The 19,618-nt window shown below is 71.0% G+C and carries 10 protein-coding genes; 4 read left to right on the forward strand and 6 right to left on the reverse strand.

Translation table 11 applies throughout. The features are described from left to right. Positions 1-1,024: 1,024 nt before the first annotated feature. The 6 genes from D5S19_RS22835 to D5S19_RS22860 form a co-directional block, all read right to left on the reverse strand. On the reverse strand, positions 1,025-2,602 hold the full coding sequence (locus D5S19_RS22835; protein WP_120025451.1) for an NAD(P)/FAD-dependent oxidoreductase: 1,578 nt from the start codon (positions 2,600-2,602) through the stop codon (positions 1,025-1,027). 98 nt (positions 2,603-2,700) lie between these two features. Beyond that, entirely contained in the window at positions 2,701-2,967 is a 267-nt protein-coding gene (locus tag D5S19_RS22840) for a (2Fe-2S)-binding protein (protein WP_407641777.1), read from the reverse strand. Continuing rightward, entirely contained in the window at positions 2,967-4,124 is a 1,158-nt protein-coding gene (locus D5S19_RS22845; protein WP_120025453.1) for an NAD(P)/FAD-dependent oxidoreductase, read from the reverse strand. The genes D5S19_RS22840 and D5S19_RS22845 overlap by 1 nt, the downstream gene beginning before the upstream one ends. Before the next feature lie 86 nt (positions 4,125-4,210). After that, positions 4,211-5,095 (reverse strand): alpha/beta fold hydrolase, encoded by an 885-nt coding sequence (locus tag D5S19_RS22850; RefSeq protein ID WP_120025454.1) that lies wholly within the window; start codon positions 5,093-5,095, stop codon positions 4,211-4,213. Between the two features lie 244 nt (positions 5,096-5,339). Then, the gene (menC, locus tag D5S19_RS22855; protein WP_120025455.1) at positions 5,340-6,467 is read right to left on the reverse strand and encodes an o-succinylbenzoate synthase; all 1,128 of its coding nucleotides are present in this window, start codon (positions 6,465-6,467) and stop codon (positions 5,340-5,342) included. After that, the gene (locus D5S19_RS22860) at positions 6,464-7,321 is read right to left on the reverse strand and encodes a hypothetical protein (protein ID WP_120025456.1); all 858 of its coding nucleotides are present in this window, start codon (positions 7,319-7,321) and stop codon (positions 6,464-6,466) included. The genes menC and D5S19_RS22860 overlap by 4 nt, the downstream gene beginning before the upstream one ends. A 231-nt stretch (positions 7,322-7,552) precedes the next feature. Between D5S19_RS22860 and D5S19_RS22865 the strand changes: the two genes are divergently transcribed. The 4 genes from D5S19_RS22865 to D5S19_RS22880 are packed head-to-tail and all read left to right on the forward strand — an operon-like array spanning position 7,553 to position 19,432. Beyond that, positions 7,553-10,690 carry a non-ribosomal peptide synthetase gene (locus D5S19_RS22865; RefSeq protein WP_233574096.1) on the forward strand — a complete coding sequence of 1,046 codons (3,138 nt, stop codon included), beginning with the start codon at positions 7,553-7,555 and terminating at the stop codon, positions 10,688-10,690. Positions 10,691-10,718: 28 nt separating this feature from the next. Beyond that, positions 10,719-11,702 (forward strand): aldo/keto reductase, encoded by a 984-nt coding sequence (locus tag D5S19_RS22870; protein ID WP_120025458.1) that lies wholly within the window; start codon positions 10,719-10,721, stop codon positions 11,700-11,702. 16 nt (positions 11,703-11,718) lie between these two features. After that, the gene (locus D5S19_RS22875; RefSeq protein WP_120025459.1) at positions 11,719-18,525 is read left to right on the forward strand and encodes a non-ribosomal peptide synthetase/MFS transporter; all 6,807 of its coding nucleotides are present in this window, start codon (positions 11,719-11,721) and stop codon (positions 18,523-18,525) included. Between the two features lie 13 nt (positions 18,526-18,538). Then, the gene (locus D5S19_RS22880) at positions 18,539-19,432 is read left to right on the forward strand and encodes a pyridoxal-phosphate dependent enzyme (RefSeq protein ID WP_233574097.1); all 894 of its coding nucleotides are present in this window, start codon (positions 18,539-18,541) and stop codon (positions 19,430-19,432) included. Positions 19,433-19,618: the final 186 nt, after the last annotated feature.

The following is a 19,618-nucleotide window of genomic DNA, read 5'->3' on the forward strand; positions in this document are numbered from 1 at the left end:
GATGTGGTGCCCGGCCGTGGTTTTCGGATCTTGCAGGCACCCGGCGCGTCCGGCGGGACCCGGATGTCGCCGCTCGTCAGGCCGGGGCTCCTCCGGCGCGCGGGTTGGTCGCGTCCATGACCTACCGGCCGGGCGCCACGACCCGGATCGGTTCCTGGCCGCGCTGCACCTGTTCCCCACGGCTCGCACGGACCAGCCCGCCGCACGATCACCGGTGCGCCCGGCGTTGCCCTCCCGATGCGCGACCCGGCGACCGGAGCGGATCCAGGTAGGCGAGGCGGGGTGGACATCCTGATTCTCGGCGGTGCGCCTTGGGGCGGCGCGGACGTCACGGGCGAAGCCACATTCGTGGTGAGGTCGCCGTTGACCGCTGGACGACCCGGCCGCGGCGGCACGCGAGCCTTGCGCCACCGGGCGCCGGCTCGTTTCCACCTCGTTGGTGGGGATCACCGCCTGCCACTGGACAATCCGGCCGCGGCGGCACGCGAATCCGCGCCGTCGACCACCGGCCCGGCATCGTTTCCCTCGCGCGCCACCGGCCGCCGCGGTTTCGCCTCAGCGGCGAGATTACCGCCTGCCGCTGGACAATCCGGTCATGGCCGCACGCGAATCTGAGCCACCGCCTCCTACGCTGTTTTCCCCGTCGGTGGGACCGCCGTTGGCCGCCGGACAACCCGGCACAGCCACACGCGAGCCCGCGCCATCGGCCGCTGGGCCGTCACAGTTTCCGTCTCCGCGATGGGATCACCGCCTGCCGCCCGACAAACCCGGCCGCTGCCACACGCGAATATGCGCCACCGGCCGCCGGGCCCTCACGGTTCCGCCTCCTCAGTGAGATCACCGCTTACCACCGGACAACCCGGCCATGGCCACACGCAACCGCGCCACCGACCATCAGCCCCGTCACCGTTTTCCCCCTCCGCGGTGAGATCAGCGTCTACCACCGCGCAACCCGGCGGCGGCCGCGCGGACCTGCACCACCGACCACCAGCCCTGTTTCCCTGCGCCACGTCGGCAGGTGCACTCACTCATCCGGTGAACAATCACGCTGAGCGAGCATGCCGAGCGTGACCGGGCTCGCGATCGGGCGGGCGGCCAGGGAGCGCAGTTCTTCGGCGGTGGGCGTCCGGTTCTCGCGAGCGGCGGTCAGGCAGCTGGTCGCGTAGCCGCAGACGCGGCCTTGGCACAGGCCCATGCCCGGTCGTGCGTAGAGCTTGACCGCGCGTGGGTCGGTGGCGCCGAGTTCGGTGGCCGCCGCGGCGATCGTGGCTGCGTCGATCTCTTCGCAGCGGCAGACCACGGTGGCGGGGGTGAGCCGGTCGGTCCAGCCCGGCGGGACCGGGAACGTCCGGTGCATCGCCCGGGCGAAGGAATGCCGCGCCCGACGTTGCCGCAGGAGCCCGCGCAGCTCGCGCGGATCCGGTGCGATGCCGAGAACGTCTTCCACCGCGGCGATTCCGGCGAGATGACCCTCCACAACGGACGCGGCTGCGCCCGCCACCCCGCAGACCTCTCCGGCCAGGTAGACCCGATCGCCGGTACTGCGCTGCCGGTGATCGGCGACGGCGATGAGGCTGCCGTCCTCGTCCAGCCGGGTTTCGCAGCCGAGTTGCAGCGGGATCTCCAGCTGGGGCGTGAACCCGTAGCCGACGGCGAGCGTGTCACAGTCTACTTCGGACTCGCTGCCGGGCACGAGCTTGCCCCGCGGGGTGAGCCGGGCGGTGGTGATTCCGCTCAGCTCGCCCTTCCCATGCGCCGCGAGGACAGTGGTGCGCGAATAGTACGGGATCCGGTGCCGGGCCATCGTGGCGAGGAATCCCGCGCCCTCGGCCAGTTTCGCCGCGTTGACGGCCAGCGCACCGGGGAAACGGGCGAACCCGGCCGGGTGCCCGGCCTCGAACACCCCGGCGACCTCGGCACCGGATTCGGCCAGCCCGGCCGCCACCGCGAGCAGGAACGGCCCGGTCCCGGCGACCGCGATCCGCCGCCCGGCGAGCACGCCGTGTCCTTTGAGGAGAGACTGCACGCCCCCGGCGGTGTACACCCCGGGCAGGGTCCAGCCGGGAAACGGCAACTGCCGGTCGTAAGCACCGGTGGCCACGACGAGCGCGGACACGCGGAGGCAGCGTTCGGTGTGGCCCGTGGGGTGGTCGGGCGTGGCGTCCCCACAAAGCGTGCCCTCGCGCGCGGGCTCATCACACGTGGTGCCCCTGCGCACGGTGTTGTCGCGCACGGTGCCTTCGTACGCGCCGCGCCTGTGCGCGGCGTCGCTGCTGCCACGGTGCGCGCTGCCTTCGTGCACCGTGTGGATCTCCAGCCCGTGTTCGTACCGCCCGACCTGCCACACGGTGTGCCGCGCGAGGTGCTCGACCCGGCCGGGCAGACTGTCGCGCAGGGCCTGGAACGTTCGCCAGTCATGGTGCAGCGCACCGGAATCCGCGGGACCGCGATGCCGCCAGTACTGGCCGCCGGGATGTGCCCCGGCATCGATCAGCACGACGCGGGCACCCGCCGTGGCCGCCCGGACCGCCGCCGCGAGACCGGCGGGCCCGGCACCGAGCACGGCGAGGTCGTAGCCGGGCTCGGCAGCAGACGAGGTCATCGTGGCCGCTCCCTTCCCCGGACCGCCGCAAGCCGGGAATCCAGCACGGCGACGTCATCCTCAAGCACTGCAGGTGAAGTCACGACACCTCCCCGGCCTCAGCATGCAAGATCATCCCGCCCGGTTCCCTCCTGGGTGGTGACCTGGTCGCCGGCGGCCGCCTCGGTCAGGCAGGCGCGCCGGTTCGGGTGGCCGTTCACGGTGACCAGGCAATCGAAGCAGATGCCGATGCCGCAGAACAGGCCGCGCGGGGCGGCGTCGCGGCGGGTGGTGCGCCAGTGGCGCCGTCCGGCGGCGACGAGGGCGGCGCCGACGGTCTGGCCGGGTTCGGCGCGGATCGGCTCCCCGTCGAAGCGGAATTCGATCACGGCGTGGCCTCCTCGAACCGTTCCGGCCGGAAGGCGGCCGGGTCCAGGACCGGGGCGGACCCGGTGATCAGCTGGGCGATCAGCGACCCGGTCGCCGGGGCCAGTCCGATGCCGGCGCCCTCGTGCCCGGTGGCGTGGAACAATCCCGGCGCGCGCGGATCGGCGCCGATCACCGGGAGGTGATCGGGGCAGTACGGCCGGAATCCGAGGTAGGTGCGCAGTAGCGAAACCTCGGCCAGGAAAGGGAAAATCTCGATCGCCTGGGCGGCCAGCCGGCGCACTACCGGGAGGGAGAAGGACCGGTCGAAACCCACGCGTTCCCGGCTGGCGCCGATCAGGACCGTCCCGGCGCCGGTGCCTTCGACGACCACCGAGGTCTCCAGTCCGGCGTCGCTACTGGCGACGTTCGCCACGTATTCGGCGGTGTACACCTTGTGCCGCACCACCCGCGGCAGCGGCTCGGTGACCAGGACGAAACCCTTGCGCGGCAAGACCGGGACCGGCGCGCGGGCCAGCTCGGCGAGCTGTCCGCTCCACGTGCCGGCGGCGTTCACCGTGGCCTCGCCGAGCACCTGCGGCGCGGCGGGCGAGTCGGTGCGCACGCCGAGCACGGCATCGCCGGGACCGCGGACGAAACCGGTCACGGTGGTGCCGGTCAGCACGCGCCCGCCCTGCGCACGTACGTGCTGCAGCAACCGGGCCGCGGAGAGCATCGGCTGGACCTGAGCGTCCTGCGGGTAGTAGGCGCCGCCGACCGCGGACGGGGTGACGTTCGGCTCCAGCTCACGCAATTCGGCCGCGGTCACGTCCTCGGCGTCCACTCCGGACACTCGCTGCGCCGCGGTCAGCTCGGCCAGGCCGACGGCCGTCTCCGCCGAGGTCGCCACGACGACCCCGCCCTTGGCCTGGTATTCGAAGGTCTCGGCGCCGTGCCGCGCGGCCAGCTCCCGCCACAACCGCGACGAGACCAGCGCCAGATCCAGCTCCGGACCGGGCTCCTTGTCCGAAACCAGCAGATTGCCCTCGCACGCGGAGGTCGAGCCACCGCCCGGACTGCCGCGTTCGACCACGGTGACCCGCAGCCCCGCCTCGGCGCAGTAGTACGCGCACGCAGCGCCGACCATCCCGCCGCCGATCACCACGACGTCGGTCATCGACGAACCCTCCGGCGAGGATACTGGCCCATCCCCCGACTGTACAATGTCACACATTACGTTGCATAGACCAGGGGGAACGCCGGTCAAGCGCGGAAGAACTCCCGGAGCGCCCCGGTGACCAGATCCGGCTGTTCCTCCGGGAGGTAGTGATCGCACGGCAGTGCCCGTCCGCGCAAGTCGTCCGCGTAATCGCGCCAGATCCCGGCTACGTCATAGTTACGGCCAACGAAGCTGTGCGCGCCCCACAGCGCGAGGACCGGCGCGGTCACGGTGCGACCGGCGTCCGCCTCGTCGTGGACGAGGTCGATCCCGGCGGCGGCACGGTAGTCCGCGCAGGACGCGGCGATCGCGGCCGGATCGGCGAAGCAGCGCACGTACTCGGCGATCGCGGCCGGGTCGAAGGCGGTGCCGCCGTGGTGGCGGGAGCGCATCCGGGCGGTGATCCAGAATTCCGGGTCGGCGCCGATCAGCCGTTCCGGGATCCCGTTGCCCGCGGCGAGGAAGAACCAGTGGTAGTAGCCGAGCCCGAATTCCTTGTCCGCGTGCGCGAAAGCGTGCCGGGTCGGCACGATGTCCAGCACAGCCAGCGCGGACACCGCCCCAGGTGCGTCCAGGGCGAGCCGATGCCCGACCCGGCCGCCGCGGTCGTGCCCGGCCACGCCGAACCGGGAGAACCCCAACGACGCCATGACCTGCAGCTGGTCCCGCGCCATCGTCCGCTTCGAGTACTCCTCGTCGCCGGGTCCCGGGGCAGGCTTGTCGCTGTCGCCGTAGCCGCGCAGGTCGGCGAGCACGACCGTGTACTCGGCCGCCAGCGCCGGCGCGACATGGTGCCAGATCGCGAGCGTCTGCGGGTAGCCGTGCAGCAGCAGGAGCGGCGGGCCGTCCCCGCCGACCGCGCAGTGGATCCGCACGCCGTCGGCGGAAACCAGATGCCGGGCGAAGGATTCGGGCAGGGGCGGGCTCATGCGTCAGGCCTCCGGTCGGGATCGTTCGGGCCGAGTCTGGGGCCGCGCGGCCCGGGATTCAAGCGCCCGCGACATCGGGGGCTTCCTCACATGAGGGGCCTCCCGTTCGCGGCGGCCGGACCGCCAACACTGGTCGGCGAGCACCAGCGCCCGTGAGGGGTGGCCGGGCCGGCGGGCGGGAAATTCAGGAGGAGGAGATCCCGGAGGGAGAGGGCGTCCGAGGGGTCCGCCGCCCGCACCGCTTTCACAACACTCTCCGGCCCGCCGAGGTACCCAGCTCGCGCACCGCCGTGGTCACCTCGGCCAGCACCGACGGGATCGGCGTGACCCCGAGGCCGGGCCCGGACGGCACCGGCAGGTACCCGTCCACCAGCGTGAACGGCTCGGTCAGGTCGGTCTCGTAGTACCGGCGGGAGGCCGAGACGTCACCCGGGAGGGTGCAGTTCGGCAGCGCCGCGAGCGCGAGGTTCCCGGCGCGGCCGAGCCCGGTCTCCAGCATGCCGCCGCACCACACCGGCACCCCGTGTGCGGCGCACACATCGTGGATCCGGCGGGCTTCGAGGTACCCGCCGACCCGGCCGGGTTTGATGTTCACGATCCGGCAGGCGCCCAGCGTGATCGCCGCGGCGGCCGAACGGGCGGAAACGATCGATTCGTCCAGGCACATCGGGGTGCGCAGCCGCCGGGCGAGTTCGGCGTGCCCGAGCAGGTCCTCCTCGTCGAGCGGCTGCTCGATCAGCAGCAGGCCGAACCCGTCGAGCCGGGCGAGGTGGCGGGCGTCGCCCAGCGCGTACGCCCCGTTCGCGTCGACCTGCAACGACAGGTCCTCGCCGAACCGCTCTCGAACGGCGCGGACCGGCTCGACGTCCCAGCCCGGCTCGATCTTCAGCTTGACCCGCCGGTACCCGGCGTCGAGGTAGCCGCCCACCGTGTCGAGCAGTTCCGGCACCGAATCCATGATGCCCACCGACACCCCACTCGGCACGCGCTCGGCCACCGCGCCGAGGCTCGTCGCGAAGGACATGCCGTAGCTACGGAGTTCCGCGTCCAGCACGGCCGTCTCCAACGCCGCCTTCGCCATCCGATGTCCCTTGACACCGGCGAGCATCGGGGCCACCGATTGCGCGGTCACGTTCCCCGCCGCGAGCAACGGAGGCACCAGATGCCGGGCGAGGACGTCTTCAGCGCCCTCCAAGTACTCCGAGGAGTAGCCGGCGTCCGCGCCCGCGACGCATTCACCCCAGCCCTCACTGTCCGATGTGGTCACGTGCACGAGCAAGGCCGGACGTTCGTACTCGACACCGAGCGAGGTACGGAACGGACGGACCAGCGGCAGCGAGATCCGCCGCAGCACGACGCGGTCGATTTTCACCGCGATTCCCCCGATTCGACCAGATAGGCCTCCGCCGAACGGACGAAGCCGAGCACCCGGGCGCCGTCGGCGAGCAGTCCGCCGAGAACCTCCCGCACGGCCGCCCGCCACTGCCCGGCGAGCACGGGATCGTTCAGCCGCACCGTTTCTATGTCCGAAGGTACCGCGACCATGACCTTTTTTACCTTGACGGAATGGGAAACCGGCCGGCCTTCGACCGCCGACAGAGCATACGGGGCCGGACTGTGGTGATCATCCGGTATTCCTTCGTCACACACCGCGATCACGCGGTCATCGAGCAGATCCCATTGCAGCATCAATCGATCCGTGTCGTCGGTGCCGTTCAGTCCGTCGCTGAGCCGCCCGTAGTAGTCGGGCAGGTACTCCGTTGCCGTGCCACCGAGTTTGCCGAGGTTGAAGTACGCATTGCGAGCCACCAGAGGATCGAAGGTCCAGGTGATCCGCGACACGCCGGCTTCGAGGGCGTGCGCGCGCTGATCCAGTTTGACCGCGAGACCGATCTGCCTGCCCCGCGCGGAGTCCAGCACTCCGGCCAGGTGACTGTGCATTCCGGGCCGGTCCGGCGGGCCCCACAGTCCAATGCAGACCCCCAGCAAGGTGTCCGTGCGTTCGTCGAACGCCCCGGACACATGGCTTCCCGCGTCCGCGATGGCCTTGATCACATCAGCCGCGATCGGCGGACGGGACGGACCGGTCCGCCAGACCGCGCCGAGAAACCGTTCGCACGCAAAACTGTCCGCAGTGGAGTCGAGTGGCCGGAGCACGACCCCGGCGCGGCTCGCGGCGGCCGCCGCGCTTTTCCTTGCTCTGATTGTCGTAATGACTGCGTCCATGACCGCATCATCGGCACCGCAGGCGATCAGGCGACAGCATCCACGCCCACCGTTCAGATCAAGTTCGGGTAGCCGTCGCCTGCCCGCCGCGCACCGGACCGCTGGATTCACTTGGGTGGCCGTATGAATCCGGGCAATCGGGTCTTCTCGGCCCCAGGAGCCCACCGGCTCCCTTTCCCGGCCACAACCGAAGCACCATCGGCGAACGCTGCCGTCCGGGCGCTCGCGGAAGTGGCCCGGCGGCTCGACCGCAACCTCGCGCTGTCGGCGAAAACCGCCGCCGCGCAGGACCATCGGGGCGCGGTGATCACGGTGCACACCCGCACCGTCGCGGACGGTATCGCCGGGCCGGTCGCCCGCGTGCACGTCGAGCGGGGTTGGCTGTGCGCCGAAATCAGTTGCCCACCAGGCGATTCCTGGGAACGCGCGGCGTCGGCGGTCGCGGAGATGCACGGTGAGATCCTCGGTGCCCTGCTCGCCGATCCTGGTCTGGACCTCCACGCCGCGGCAGCGCTGTCCGAGACGACCCGGGCCGCGGTGCTCGGCCCGCTCGCCGGGACGGCCGTGGAGAACGGTCCGTATCGGAGTGTCCCGGAACGGATCCAGGCCACTGCGCTGTCCACTCCGGACGCCATCGCGGTGTATGCCGCGGACGGCACACTGACCTACCGGGAATTCGTCACCCGCGCGAAGGCGCTGGCCACCCGGATCCGCGGCTCCGCATTGGTACCGGTCCTGGTCTCCGACGGTCTCGCGCTACCGGTGTCCTGGGCGGCCGTGATGTTCGCCGGGGCGGGTTACGTACCGATCGATCCGCGTTGGCCCGCGCAGCGCGTCGAACGTGTCCTGGATCTCCTGGACAGCCCACTCGTGGTGTGCACGGATCCGGAGACCGTACCCGCCGCCCACCGCGATCGCGCCGTCTCCGCCCTTGCTCGCGGCGCTGGTGCCCCGCTCGGCACCCTGCCCGGTCCGGACGCGATCTGCTACGGCGTGTACACCTCGGGCACCACCGGAACCCCGCTGTGCGCCTTGAACTTCCACCACAGCCTGGCGAACCGGCTGTCCTTTATGGACCGATGGTTCGGCGCGGCGCCCGGCCGCGAAGTGGTGCTGCAGAACACCCGGCACACCTTCGATTCGGCGTTCTGGCAGCTCTTCTGGCCGCTGACCACCGGCGGTGCGACCGTGGTCCCCGCCGCCGGGGACCACCTCGACCTGCCGCAGCTGGTCGAGGTGATCGAATCGCACGAGGTCACCGTGACCGACTTCGTCCCGGCCGTGCTGAACGCCCTGCTGCGCCTGCTGGAACAGCGCCCGGCCACCGCCACCCGGCTGCGTTCCCTGCGGCACCTCGTGGTCGGTGGCGAGCAGATCAACCCCCGCGACGTGCACCGCCTCCGGGAATTGCTGCCGGGCCTGCGGATCACCAACGCCTACGGGCCGTCCGAGGCCGCGATCGGAATGATCTTCCACGAGGTGCGCGCCGCCGATGGCGACGACATCCCGCTGGGCCGCCCGATCGACAACTGCACCGCGATGATCGTCGACGCCGAAGGCCGTCCCCTGCCGCCCGGCGCGACCGGAGAGATCGTTCTCGGCGGCACCTGCGTCGGCGCCGGGTACCACGGCGAGCCGCAGCGCACCGCGCAACGGTTCGTCACCCGGCCCCCGCTCGGGCGGCAGTACCGCACCGGCGACCTCGGGTATCTCGATCCGGCCGGGCGCTTCCATTTCGCCGGCCGGATCGACCATCAGGTCAAGATCGGCGGCGTCCGGGTGGAACCGGGCGAGCTGGAGAACGTGTCCCTGACCTGCCCCGGCGTCCGGCAAGCGGTCGCGCTCGCGGCCGGGCCCGCGGCGAATCGCGAGCTGGTGCTGGCCGTCACCGGGACGGCCGGTGCCCCGGAAGTGCTCGCCCACCTGCGGGACCGGCTGCCGCGGGGCAGCCTGCCGCAGCGCGTCGAGGTCGTGGACGAGCTTCCGCTGACCGACGCGGGCAAGATCGACCGCCGCCGGCTGGGCAGGCAGCTGGAACCGATTCCGGTCGCGACCGGCGACCCCGTGCTGGCGATCCTGCGGACCGTGCTCCGGCGCCCGCGCCTGGCCGCGGACGAGGATTTCTTCGCCACCGGCGGGAATTCCCTGCAGGCGATCTCCGCGGTCCTGGAACTGAACATCCGGTTCCGGGCAGACCTCGGCGTCCGCGATCTGGTCGAGCATCCGACCGCGACCGCGTTGCACGCCGTGCTCGCGCGCCACCGGCCGCCCACACCGGTGGCCGAGCTGGTCGCCACCGACCTGGCCACGCCCAGCACCCCCGCCGTACGGCCCGGATCCCGCCGGAGCACGGCACGTACCGTTCTGCTGACCGGCGCGTCCGGATTCGTCGGCGCCCGGGTACTGCACGAACTCCTCGCCCGGACCGGCCTCCGGGTGATCTGCCTGGTCCGTGGCCGGGACGACGCCCATGCGCGGCAACGGCTTCTCGCCACGCTCGCCGAGTACCGGCTGGCTCATCCCGATTGCGTCGCCCGGACCACGGTGTACGCCGGTGACCTGGCCCGCCCCGGTTTCGGCCTGAGCCCCGCCCGCTGGCTTTCCCTCGTGCGGGAATGCGATCTGATCGTCCACAGTGGAGCGCTGGTCAATCTCGTCTACGACTACCGTATGCACCGCGAGCCGAACGTGCTGGGCACCGCGGAGATCATCCGCCTCGCCCGGGAAGCCGGGGACATTGCACTGCACCACATTTCGACGCTCGGTGTGCTGTACGACCACGCGGTGGCCCACGGCGGCGCGGTGCCCGAGGACATCGACATCACCGGAGTCACCCCGCCGACGAGCGGGTACAGCCTGTCGAAATGGGTGGCCGAGCGGCTGGTCCGGGCCGCGACGGACCTGCCGTCGACGGTGCTGCGGCTGGGCGAGGTCATGCCCGCCACCGATGTCCCGGTACCCAATCCGAACGCGGTGACCCATCTGCTGCTCACCGCGTTCCGGCGGCTCGGTGCGGTACCCCGGGCCGTGCTCCGGTCCGACTACAGCCCGGTCGACACCGTGGCCGCCGCCATCGTCGCGGGACTCGGCACACCCGATCGCGCCCGCACGCGGCACGTCTATTGCCCGGGGACGGTGCACTTCGACGAGCTGGCCGGGGTCACGCACCGAGTGTCCTGTTTGCACTTCCTCGCCGAACTTCGCACCGCCGCCGCGGCCGGTGACGTCGAGCTGGGCAGGCTGCTGGCGGTCCTCGACCACCGCGGCGGCGACGCGGGCGACGAGGAGAGCGTGCGTGCCGTGCTGGAGAACCTGTTGCAGGACAACCCGGCCTACTTCGGCCGGATGGAAGAACGAGCCGGTGTCTGAGGCGAAAAGACCGGAGCAGGAGAAACGGATGAAGCATCGCACCATGGGCAGGCTCGGCTGGCAAGTCGGCGAAGTCGGGTACGGCATGTGGGGCATCGGCGGCGGACCGGGCGGATTCACCGGCTGGAACTACGACGTCGCGCCCACCGCCCTCGATCTGGCGGCGGACCTGGGCTGCACGTTCTTCGACACCGCCTGGGTCTACGGCCGCGGCAAATCGGAATGCCTGCTCGGCGAGCTGCGCCGCCGCCGTCCGGACGCGGACCTGCGGATCGCCACCAAGATCCCCCCGCTCAACCGCGAATGGCCGCCGCGCCCGCAGGACACGCTCGAAGACGTCTTCCCGGCCGCGCACATCCTGGACTACACCAAGCGCAGTCTCGACAACCTCGGCGTGGCGAAGATCGACCTGCTGCAGTTCCACGTCTGGGAGGACCGCTGGGCCGCCGAACCCGGCTGGCAGGACGCAATCGACCGGCTCAAAGAAGACGGCCTGATCGACGGGTTCGGCATCAGCGTGAACCGGTGGGAACCGGAGAACTGTTTCGCCGCGCTCGACACCGGGCTGATCGACGCGATCCAGGTCATCTACAACATCTTCGACCAGGCACCGGAGGACGAGCTGTTCCCCCGCGCGCTCGAAGAGGACATCGCGATCATCGCGCGAGTCCCGTTCGACGAAGGTTCCCTGACCGGCACCCTCACCGCGGACACGTCTTTCCCGGCCGAAGACTGGCGAGCCGTCTACTTCGGACCGGAGAACCTGCCACCGACCGTCGAACGCGCTGACGCCCTGCGTGCGCTGGTTCCGGACGGAATCACCCTGCCGGAGCTGGCATTGCGGTTCATCCTGCACCACCCGGCCGTTTCCACGGTCATCCCCGGGATGCGCCGTCCCGAGCACGTGCGCGCCAACCTGCGGGTCTCCGATGCGGACCCGTTGCCGCCGGAGCTGCTGGACGCGCTGCGCGCACACCGCTGGGACCGCACGCCCACGCCGTGGTCGATGTGAGAGCCGAGGAGAGCCAGTGACCCGAACCGTTACCCCTCCCTCCACAGTGGACGGCGACGTCTGGTCGTCCGTGGCCACGCGGGCCGCGCTGACCCCTCGCGCGGTGGCGCTGGTGGACGCGGCCGGCGAACTGGACTATGAAACCCTCCTCGACTGTGTCGCCGAGATGGCGCGCCGGCTGGACGAGGCAGGCGTGCGCGCGGGCGACCTCGTCGGCATCCGCCTGCCGCGAGGCCGGGACGCGATCGTGGCCATCCTCGCGACGCTGCGGGCCGGAGCCGGATACGTACCGCTCGACCCGGTCTATCCGGAAGCCCGGCTGGCCATGATGATCGAGGAGACCCGGCCACGGGCGATCGTCACCGAAGACGGCGTGCAGCCGCTGGAGAACAGCGTTGCCCGGGAGAATCCGGCGTACGTCATCTTCACTTCGGGTTCGACCGGGCGACCGAAGGGGGTGCTCGTCGGCCGGCGGTCACTGGCGGACTTCACCGAGGCCTTCGCGGACCGGTTCGGCTTCGCCGAGGGCGACCGGATCCTGCAGTTCGCCTCGCTGAGCTTCGACACGAGCGTCGAGGAGGTCTTCTGCCCGCTGATCCGCGGCGCGACCCTGGTCCTGCGCGACGACGACATGATCAGCCGCCCCGATCTGTTCCTGGCCCGCTGTGCCGCGCTCGGGATCACCGTGCTGGATCTGCCGACCGCGTACTGGCACGAACTCGTCGCCGAGCTGGATCGCGACGGAACGGCGGTGCCCGACAGCATCCGCTGCGTGATCATCGGTGGCGAGACCGCTCGCCCGGACGCCGTGCGGCAGTGGCAGTCCGTGGTGCGTCGCGAAGTACGGCTGTACAACACCTACGGCCCGACCGAGACCACCGTCGGCGCCACCGTCGCGGACGTCACCGAATGGTCCGGCGACGTGGTCCCGATCGGCGTCCCGCACCGGGGTGTGACCTGCCGGATCAGCGATGACGGCGAGCTGCTGATCGGCGGCATCGGCGTGGTCGAAGGCTATCTCAACCGCCCCGAGCTGACTGCCGAACGATTCGTCACGACGCCGGAGCACGGCCGCGAGTACCGCACCGGCGACCGGGTCCGCCGCGCCGTGGATGGGCAGCTGGAGTTCCTCGGCCGGCTCGACGAACAGGTGAAGATCCGTGGCTACCGGGTGGAACCGGCGGAGGTGGAGGCGGCCCTGCGCGAGATCGGCGGCGTGACCGACGCCGTCGTGGTGGCCGACGACCGCACCGGCCGCGCCCGGCTGATCGGGCACGTTGTCACCGACCCCACGATCGACCTCGCCACCGTGCGCGAGCACCTCACCGGGCAGCTGCCCACCCACCTCGTCCCGAGCGCGCTCATCCCGCACACCCGGCTGCCGCTGAACCCGCAGGGCAAGATCGACAAAACCGCCCTGGCCGCCCGGGTTTCCGCCGGAGAGTCCACTTCGGACACTTTGTGGACGGACGCTGAACAGGCCGCCGCAACGTTGTTCGGTACCGTGCTCGGCGTCCCGGTCACCGATCCGGCGGACGACTTCCTCGCGCTCGGCGGCGATTCGCTCGACACGGTAAGGCTGATCGCCGCCCTGCGCCGCGCGCACGGCGCGGAACTCACACTCACGAAGTGGTATGCCGACTCGACTGTCGCCGCGCTGGCCCGGGTGATCGCCGACGCCGCCGGACGTCCGGAGACCTCCGTCGCCACGCTCGCCGAGGCGGTCCCGCAGCGGCTGAACCCGATGCAACGCGACTACTGGATCGCCGAGCAGCTGTGCGCCGATCTCCCGGTGTACACCCTGGGGATCCGCTACCGCTGGACAGTTCCGGTCGACGTACCCGCCCTGACTGGCGCTCTCGCCGAACTCTCGCGTCGGCATCCCTTGCTGCGAGCCCGTTTCCCCGACGACGGGACCGAGCCGAGCCTGCTCATCGAGCCGGACGCGACGATCCCGCTCACCTTCGGCGAGCCGGACCGCGCCGGAATCGACTACCGGCACGGCCCGATCGCGCACGCCTACCTCAACCGCGACGAGCTGGTCCTGATCGTGCACCATCTCGCCTTCGACGGCTGGTCCGCCGGGGTGTTCGGCCAGGAACTCGCGGTGCTCTACCAAACCGGACTCGGCACCGCGACACACTCACTGCCCCCGGCCGGTCCGGTCCCCGATCTCGCCGCGCTGAGCGCCCGCGCCAATGCCGACCCAACACTCGTGACGTACTGGCAGGAAAGGCTTTCCGGCGCGGATCTCGACCTCGAACTGCCCACCGACCGCACCCGGCCGGCCGCGCCTTCCCACGCCGCCGAGCGCGTCGCCCGTCGTCTCGACCCCGCCCTGGTGGAGCGACTGCGCGCCTACGCAGGCGGGCAACGGGCGAGCCTGTTCATGGTGCTGCTGGCCGGACTCCAGGCCGTGCTCCGCCGATACACCGGGCGGACTGATCTGACGGTGCTGTCGCCGGTGGCCGGGCGGCCTACCAGCGAGCTGGCCTCTGTGATCGGGCCTGCGCTGAACGTCCTCCCGTTGCGTGGCGACGTCACCGGCGAGCCGTCGTTCGCCGAACTCGTCGCCCGCGTCCGGACCGCCGTGCTGAACGATCTCGACCACCAGAACCTGGCCCTGCCGGACCTGGTGGCCGCGCTGGCCCGGTCCGGCGCGGGCAAGCGGCTGAGCCCGGTGATGCTGACCGTGCACAACACCCCGGCACCCGGCGACGTCGTCCGCTATGCGGGCGAACTCGCTCCGGCCGCCAGCATGGTCGATCTCTCCCTCGCCCTCGATTTCCCGGACGACGGCGCGGTTCTGCACGCCGACTACGCCACCGAACTCTTCGACAGCAGGCGTATCGAAGCGTTGCTGGACCACTTGGTGACCTTCCTCGACGCGGCCACCACCGACGCCCGAACCCCGATCACGCGGCTGCCATTGCTCACCGAAGCCGAGCACCACCGCATCCTGCACGAATGGAACGACACCGCCGCCCCGGTGCCGGACACGACCACCGTGCACGAACTGCTCGAACGCCGCGTTGCAGCGGCGCCGGACGCCCCCGCGCTGACCGTCGGCGACACCACGCTCAGCTACGCCGATCTCGACCGCCGCGCCAACCAGCTCGCCCGGCGGCTGCGTACCGAAGGCGTACGACCTGGCCACCGGGTCGCGATCAACCTGGACCGCGGCGTCGACCTGTTCATCGCGATGTGGGCGGTGCTCAAGTCAGGCGGCGCCTACGTCCCGCTGGACCCGGCCTATCCGCCGGATCGGCTGGCCTACATGCTCGCCGACAGCGACCCCGCAGCGGTGATCGACGAGTCCTATCTGGCCACCGGTCTGTCCGAAGACGACAGTGCGCTGCCCGTCGTCAACACGGGAGACGATCCGGCGTACGTCATCTACACCTCCGGCTCCACCGGGCGGCCCAAGGGGGTCGTCGTCACGCACCGGAATCTGGTGCACGCGGCCGGGATGTGGCATCAGGCCTACCGGCTCCGTCCGGAGTGGACATACCTGCAGGCGGCGAGCTTCTCGTTCGACATGTTCGTCGGCGAGACCCTGCGCGCCCATCTCAGCGGCGGCCGCCTGGTCGTGGCCCCACGGGAAACCCTGCTCGACCCGGCCGGCCTGTACGAGCTGATGCGGGCCGAACAGGTGAACTGCACCGAACTCGTGCCCGCGGTCCTCCGGGCACTGCTCGACCATGCCGACCGCACCGGTACCGACCTGTCCTTTGTGGACCTTCTGATCGGCGGCGGCGAGAAGTGGCACGTGCGGGAGTACGAACTCGCCCGCCGGCTGGCCGGTCCGGGCAACCGGGTGGTGAACTCCTACGGCGTCACCGAAGTCACCGTGGACAACGTCCGCTTCGAAGGCCCGGCCGGGCATCTCGCCGCCGACGCCCCGCTGCCGATCGGCAGGCCGTTTCCGAACAACCGGGTCTACGTACTGGATTCCGGCCGCCGGCCGGTGCCCGCGGGCGTGGTCGGTGAGCTGTATCTCGGTGGCCTCGGCGTCTCCCCCGGCTACCACAACCGGCCCGACCTGACCGCGGAACGCTTCGTACCGGATCCGTTCGCAAGCACTCCGGACGCGCGGATGTACCGGACCGGCGACTCGGCGAGGTACCACTTCGACGGCACGGTCGACTTCCTCGGCAGGCTCGACGATCAGGTCAAGGTCAACGGATACCGCGTCGAACTCGGCGAGATCGAAGCCGCGCTCGGCACGCTGCCCCAGGTCACCGCGTCCGCCGCGGGCATCCGTCAACGGCCGGACGGACTCGCCCAGCTGATCGGCTACGTCGTTACCCGCGACGGCAGCGACGAGGCCGCTCTCCGCGACGGGCTCGCGGACAGCCTGCCGGGCCATCTGATCCCGGCCCGGATCCTCACCCTCGAAGCCCTTCCCCTGACCCCCAACGGAAAACTGGACCGGCGCGCACTACCGGCACCGTCCGATGAGGACACCGCCGGAGTAAAAGCCCGTACCGAGACCGAATGCCGTATTGCCGCCGCGTGGTCGGCAGTGCTCGGCGTCGAAGAACCCGGGATCGACGACAGCTTCTTCGCACTCGGCGGGGATTCGTTCGCCGCACTCAAGGTCGTCCGCCGCATCGACCCTTCGCCCAGCCTGGTCGAGTTCTACCGGCACGCCACCATCCGCCGGCTCGCCGCCCACCTCGACGAGCGCGCCACGGCCGGGCCTGGCGACGATCGTCTGCTCCACCGGCTGACCACGGGCGACGCGACCACGAACGGTCACACCGTCGTGGCGATTCCCTATTCCGGCGGCAGCGCCGTCGCCTACCAGCCGCTCGCGGATGCATTGCCCGGCGGCTGGGCGCTGCGGGCGGTGGAACTGCCCGGCCACGACCGTTCCCGGCCCGGCGAGGCATTGCAACCGGCCTCCGTGGTCGCCGATCGGATTGTCGGCGAGATAAGGGAAATCGACGGACCGATACTCCTTTATGGACACTGCCTCGGCGTCGCGCTGACCGTGGAGGTCGCGCGGCGAGCCGAAGCGGCCGGGGTGAGGCTGGCCGGGGTCGCACTCGGCGCGGGATTCCCGACCGCGCGATTGCCGGGGAAGGTCTTCGACTGGATCTACCGGCACCTGCCGGTCGACCGGTTCACCTCGGACCGCGAGTACCTCGCCTACCTGCGCGCCCGCGGCGGGTTCACCGACGTCGACGACGAGGACCAGCGGGCGTTCGTGCTCCGCAACGTCCGGCACGACGCCCGCGACGCCGAGGAGTACTTCACCGCCGCCTACCGCGGATCGTTCGAGCGGGTGAAGGCGCCGATCCTCGCGGTCGTCGGCGCCCGCGACCGGGTGACCGAGCATTACCAGGAACGCCAGGCGGAATGGCGGCACTTCACCGACGGCGGAGTCGGCCTCGCCGTGCTCCCCCAGGCCGGGCACTTCTTCCTCAAGACCCACGCGGAACCCCTCGCCGCGGCGCTGACCCGGTTCGTCACCGGCGGCCCGTCCGCCGGCCCGGCCCCGGTGTCCTCGGCCGCGCCGAATTTGCGCAAGTTCGCACTGGTCGCGTTCGGGCAGTTCCTGTCCATGATCGGCAGCGGGCTGAGCACCCTGGTGCTGAGCATCTGGGTGTTCCGGCATACCGGGTCGACCACCGATTTCGCGCTGGTCAACGCGGTCGGCCTGCTGCCCGGCATCCTCGCCGGGCCACTCGCCGGCGCGGTCGCCGACCGATGGGACCGGCGCCGGGTGATGCTGGCCAGCGACAGCGCGGCCGGGCTTTCGATGGCCGCGCTGGCCACCCTGATGCTCAGCGACGGCCTGCACCTGTGGCACGTCTACCTCGCGGTGATCGTCACTTCGGTGGCCAGCGCGTTCCAACGACCGGCCTACCTCGCGGCGGTCGCCCAGCTCGTGCCGAAGCGGTATCTCGGGCACGCCAGCGGGATCGGGCAGCTCGGTCTCGGCGTCGGCCAGGTCTTCTCCCCCATGCTCGGCGCAGCGCTGCTCGGCCCGCTCGGCGTGGGCGGCGTGCTGCTTGTCGACATGGCCACCTTCGCGGTCGGCGCGGTCACGCTCCTGTTCACACGGTTTCCGAACCTGCTGTTCCGCCGCCGTGAAGAGAACTTCCGCACCGAGATCCGCCACGGCTGGCGCTACATCATGCGTCGGCCCGGGTTGCGGGCCGCGCTCCGGTTCTTCGTCATCGACCACGTCTTCTACACGCTGGGCTTCGCGGTGATCACACCGATGCTGCTGCTCGACCAGCCCGAGTCGGTGATGGGGGTGGCGCTGGGCGCGGGTGGCGTCGGCGGCCTCGCCGGCAGTGTCGTGATGGGCATCTGGGGCGGGACGAAGCGGCGCACGCACGGCATGCTGATCTCGATGGCCCTCGGCAGCGTGGCCATGGTGCTCGTCGGCGTCAGCACCGTACCGGCGCTGATCGTGCTCGGCATGTTCCTGGTCGGCTTCGGCGAATCGCTGGCCGACGGCCACTGGATCGCGATCGTGCAGGGGAAAGTCGGTCTCGAACTGCAGGGCCGGGTGCTCGCGCTGTTCATCTCCCTGATGATGCTCACCATGCCGCTGGGCTACCTGGTGGTCGGCCCGCTGGCGGAACGCTATGTGCAGCCGCTGTTCGGCGATCCCGGCCGCGGGCTCGCCCTGCTGATCGTGCTCGGTGGCGTGCTCCAGCTGGCCTGGGCGTTCCTCGGCTGGCGCAACGCCCGGCTCCGGCTGCTCGAGGACGAGCTGCCGGACGCGGTTCCCCCGGACACCATCGGCACCCGCGACGACCTGCAGCGCGAGGCCGACGAACTACTCGCTGCCCACCGACGCTGAAGAGGAGGTTTCCGTGCTGTCCCAGACCCGTCCCGTCCCCGCTTCGGCGGAGCTGGTGGACGACCTCGTGCCCGGCGTCCGCGTGCTCCTGCTCGACGAAACCCGATACACTTCCGGCAGCCACAAGGAACCCGCGGCCCGCGCCGTAGTCGCCAAGGCCCGCGCGGACGGGCACGACCGGGTCATCGTCGGCTCCTGCGGCAGTTACGGCCGGGCCATGGCCACCGCCTGCGCCGCCGCGGGCCTGCACTGCACCGTGGTCCTGCCCGCAGACTGGGGCGACGGCGGCTCGTTCGCCGAAACCGCCGGCGCCGACGTCCGGTTCGTCAGCGGCGGCTACGAGGACGCCGTCGAAGAATCCCACCGGCTGGCGCTGGCCGAAGAAGCCGCCGACGGCAACGTCGACGGCCCGTACCAGGAATCAGTCCTCAGTGGACACGGCGAGATCGTGTCCACTGTGTACCGTATGCTCGGCGGAGCCGACGCCGCACTGTGGATCCCGGCCGGCAACGGCACCACCATCGTCGCCGCCGGCCGGCAACTCGCCGCGCTGGACTGGCCCGTGCCGGTGCACGGCGTCGGCTCACCCGGCAACAACCCGATCGTGACCAGCTGGCCCGGCCCGTACCGGACACTGCCCGCGGACCAGGTGGTCACCACCGTCCACAATGAACCATTGGTCAACTGGGACGCCCTGCACGGCCCCGGCGCACTGACCGTGATCACCGCATCCGGCGGCGCCGTCCACGCTGCCACCGACGACGATCTCCTTGCCGCACAGTCATTGCTGGCCCGCCACCGGCGGTACGCCAGCCCGTCCGGCGCCGCCGGGCTCGCCGGACTGCTCGCGCACGCCCGGTTCGCCCGGTCGGCCGGTGTGCAGATCGTGCTGCTCACCGGCCGGTAAGCAGCCCGAGCGAGTACCGCCGCAGCGATCCGTGAAGGCCACCTTCACGGACTCCAGGTCCAGGGCCCCGGCAAAGTTGGTCGGGGGCCCGGCAGTGGGCGATGCGGAGGTGTGTGCGACCACCTCGTGGCGTGCGCCGGACCGGTTTCGGGTCCGTGAAGGGACCCTTCACGGACTCTGAGTCTG

The organism is Amycolatopsis panacis, assembly GCF_003600245.1.
GTDB lineage: Bacteria > Actinomycetota > Actinomycetes > Mycobacteriales > Pseudonocardiaceae > Amycolatopsis > Amycolatopsis sulphurea.

Excerpts from the sequence above, each read along its gene's own strand:
- D5S19_RS22835 (WP_120025451.1), bottom strand. The coding sequence starts at position 2,602 with ATGACCTCGTCTGCTGCCGAGCCCGGCTACGACCTCGCCGTGCTCGGT.
- D5S19_RS22845 (WP_120025453.1), bottom strand. The coding sequence starts at position 4,124 with ATGACCGACGTCGTGGTGATCGGCGGCGGGATGGTCGGCGCTGCGTGC.
- D5S19_RS22850 (WP_120025454.1), bottom strand. The coding sequence starts at position 5,095 with ATGAGCCCGCCCCTGCCCGAATCCTTCGCCCGGCATCTGGTTTCCGCC.
- D5S19_RS22860 (WP_120025456.1), bottom strand. The coding sequence starts at position 7,321 with ATGGACGCAGTCATTACGACAATCAGAGCAAGGAAAAGCGCGGCGGCC.
- D5S19_RS22870 (WP_120025458.1), top strand. The coding sequence starts at position 10,719 with ATGAAGCATCGCACCATGGGCAGGCTCGGCTGGCAAGTCGGCGAAGTC.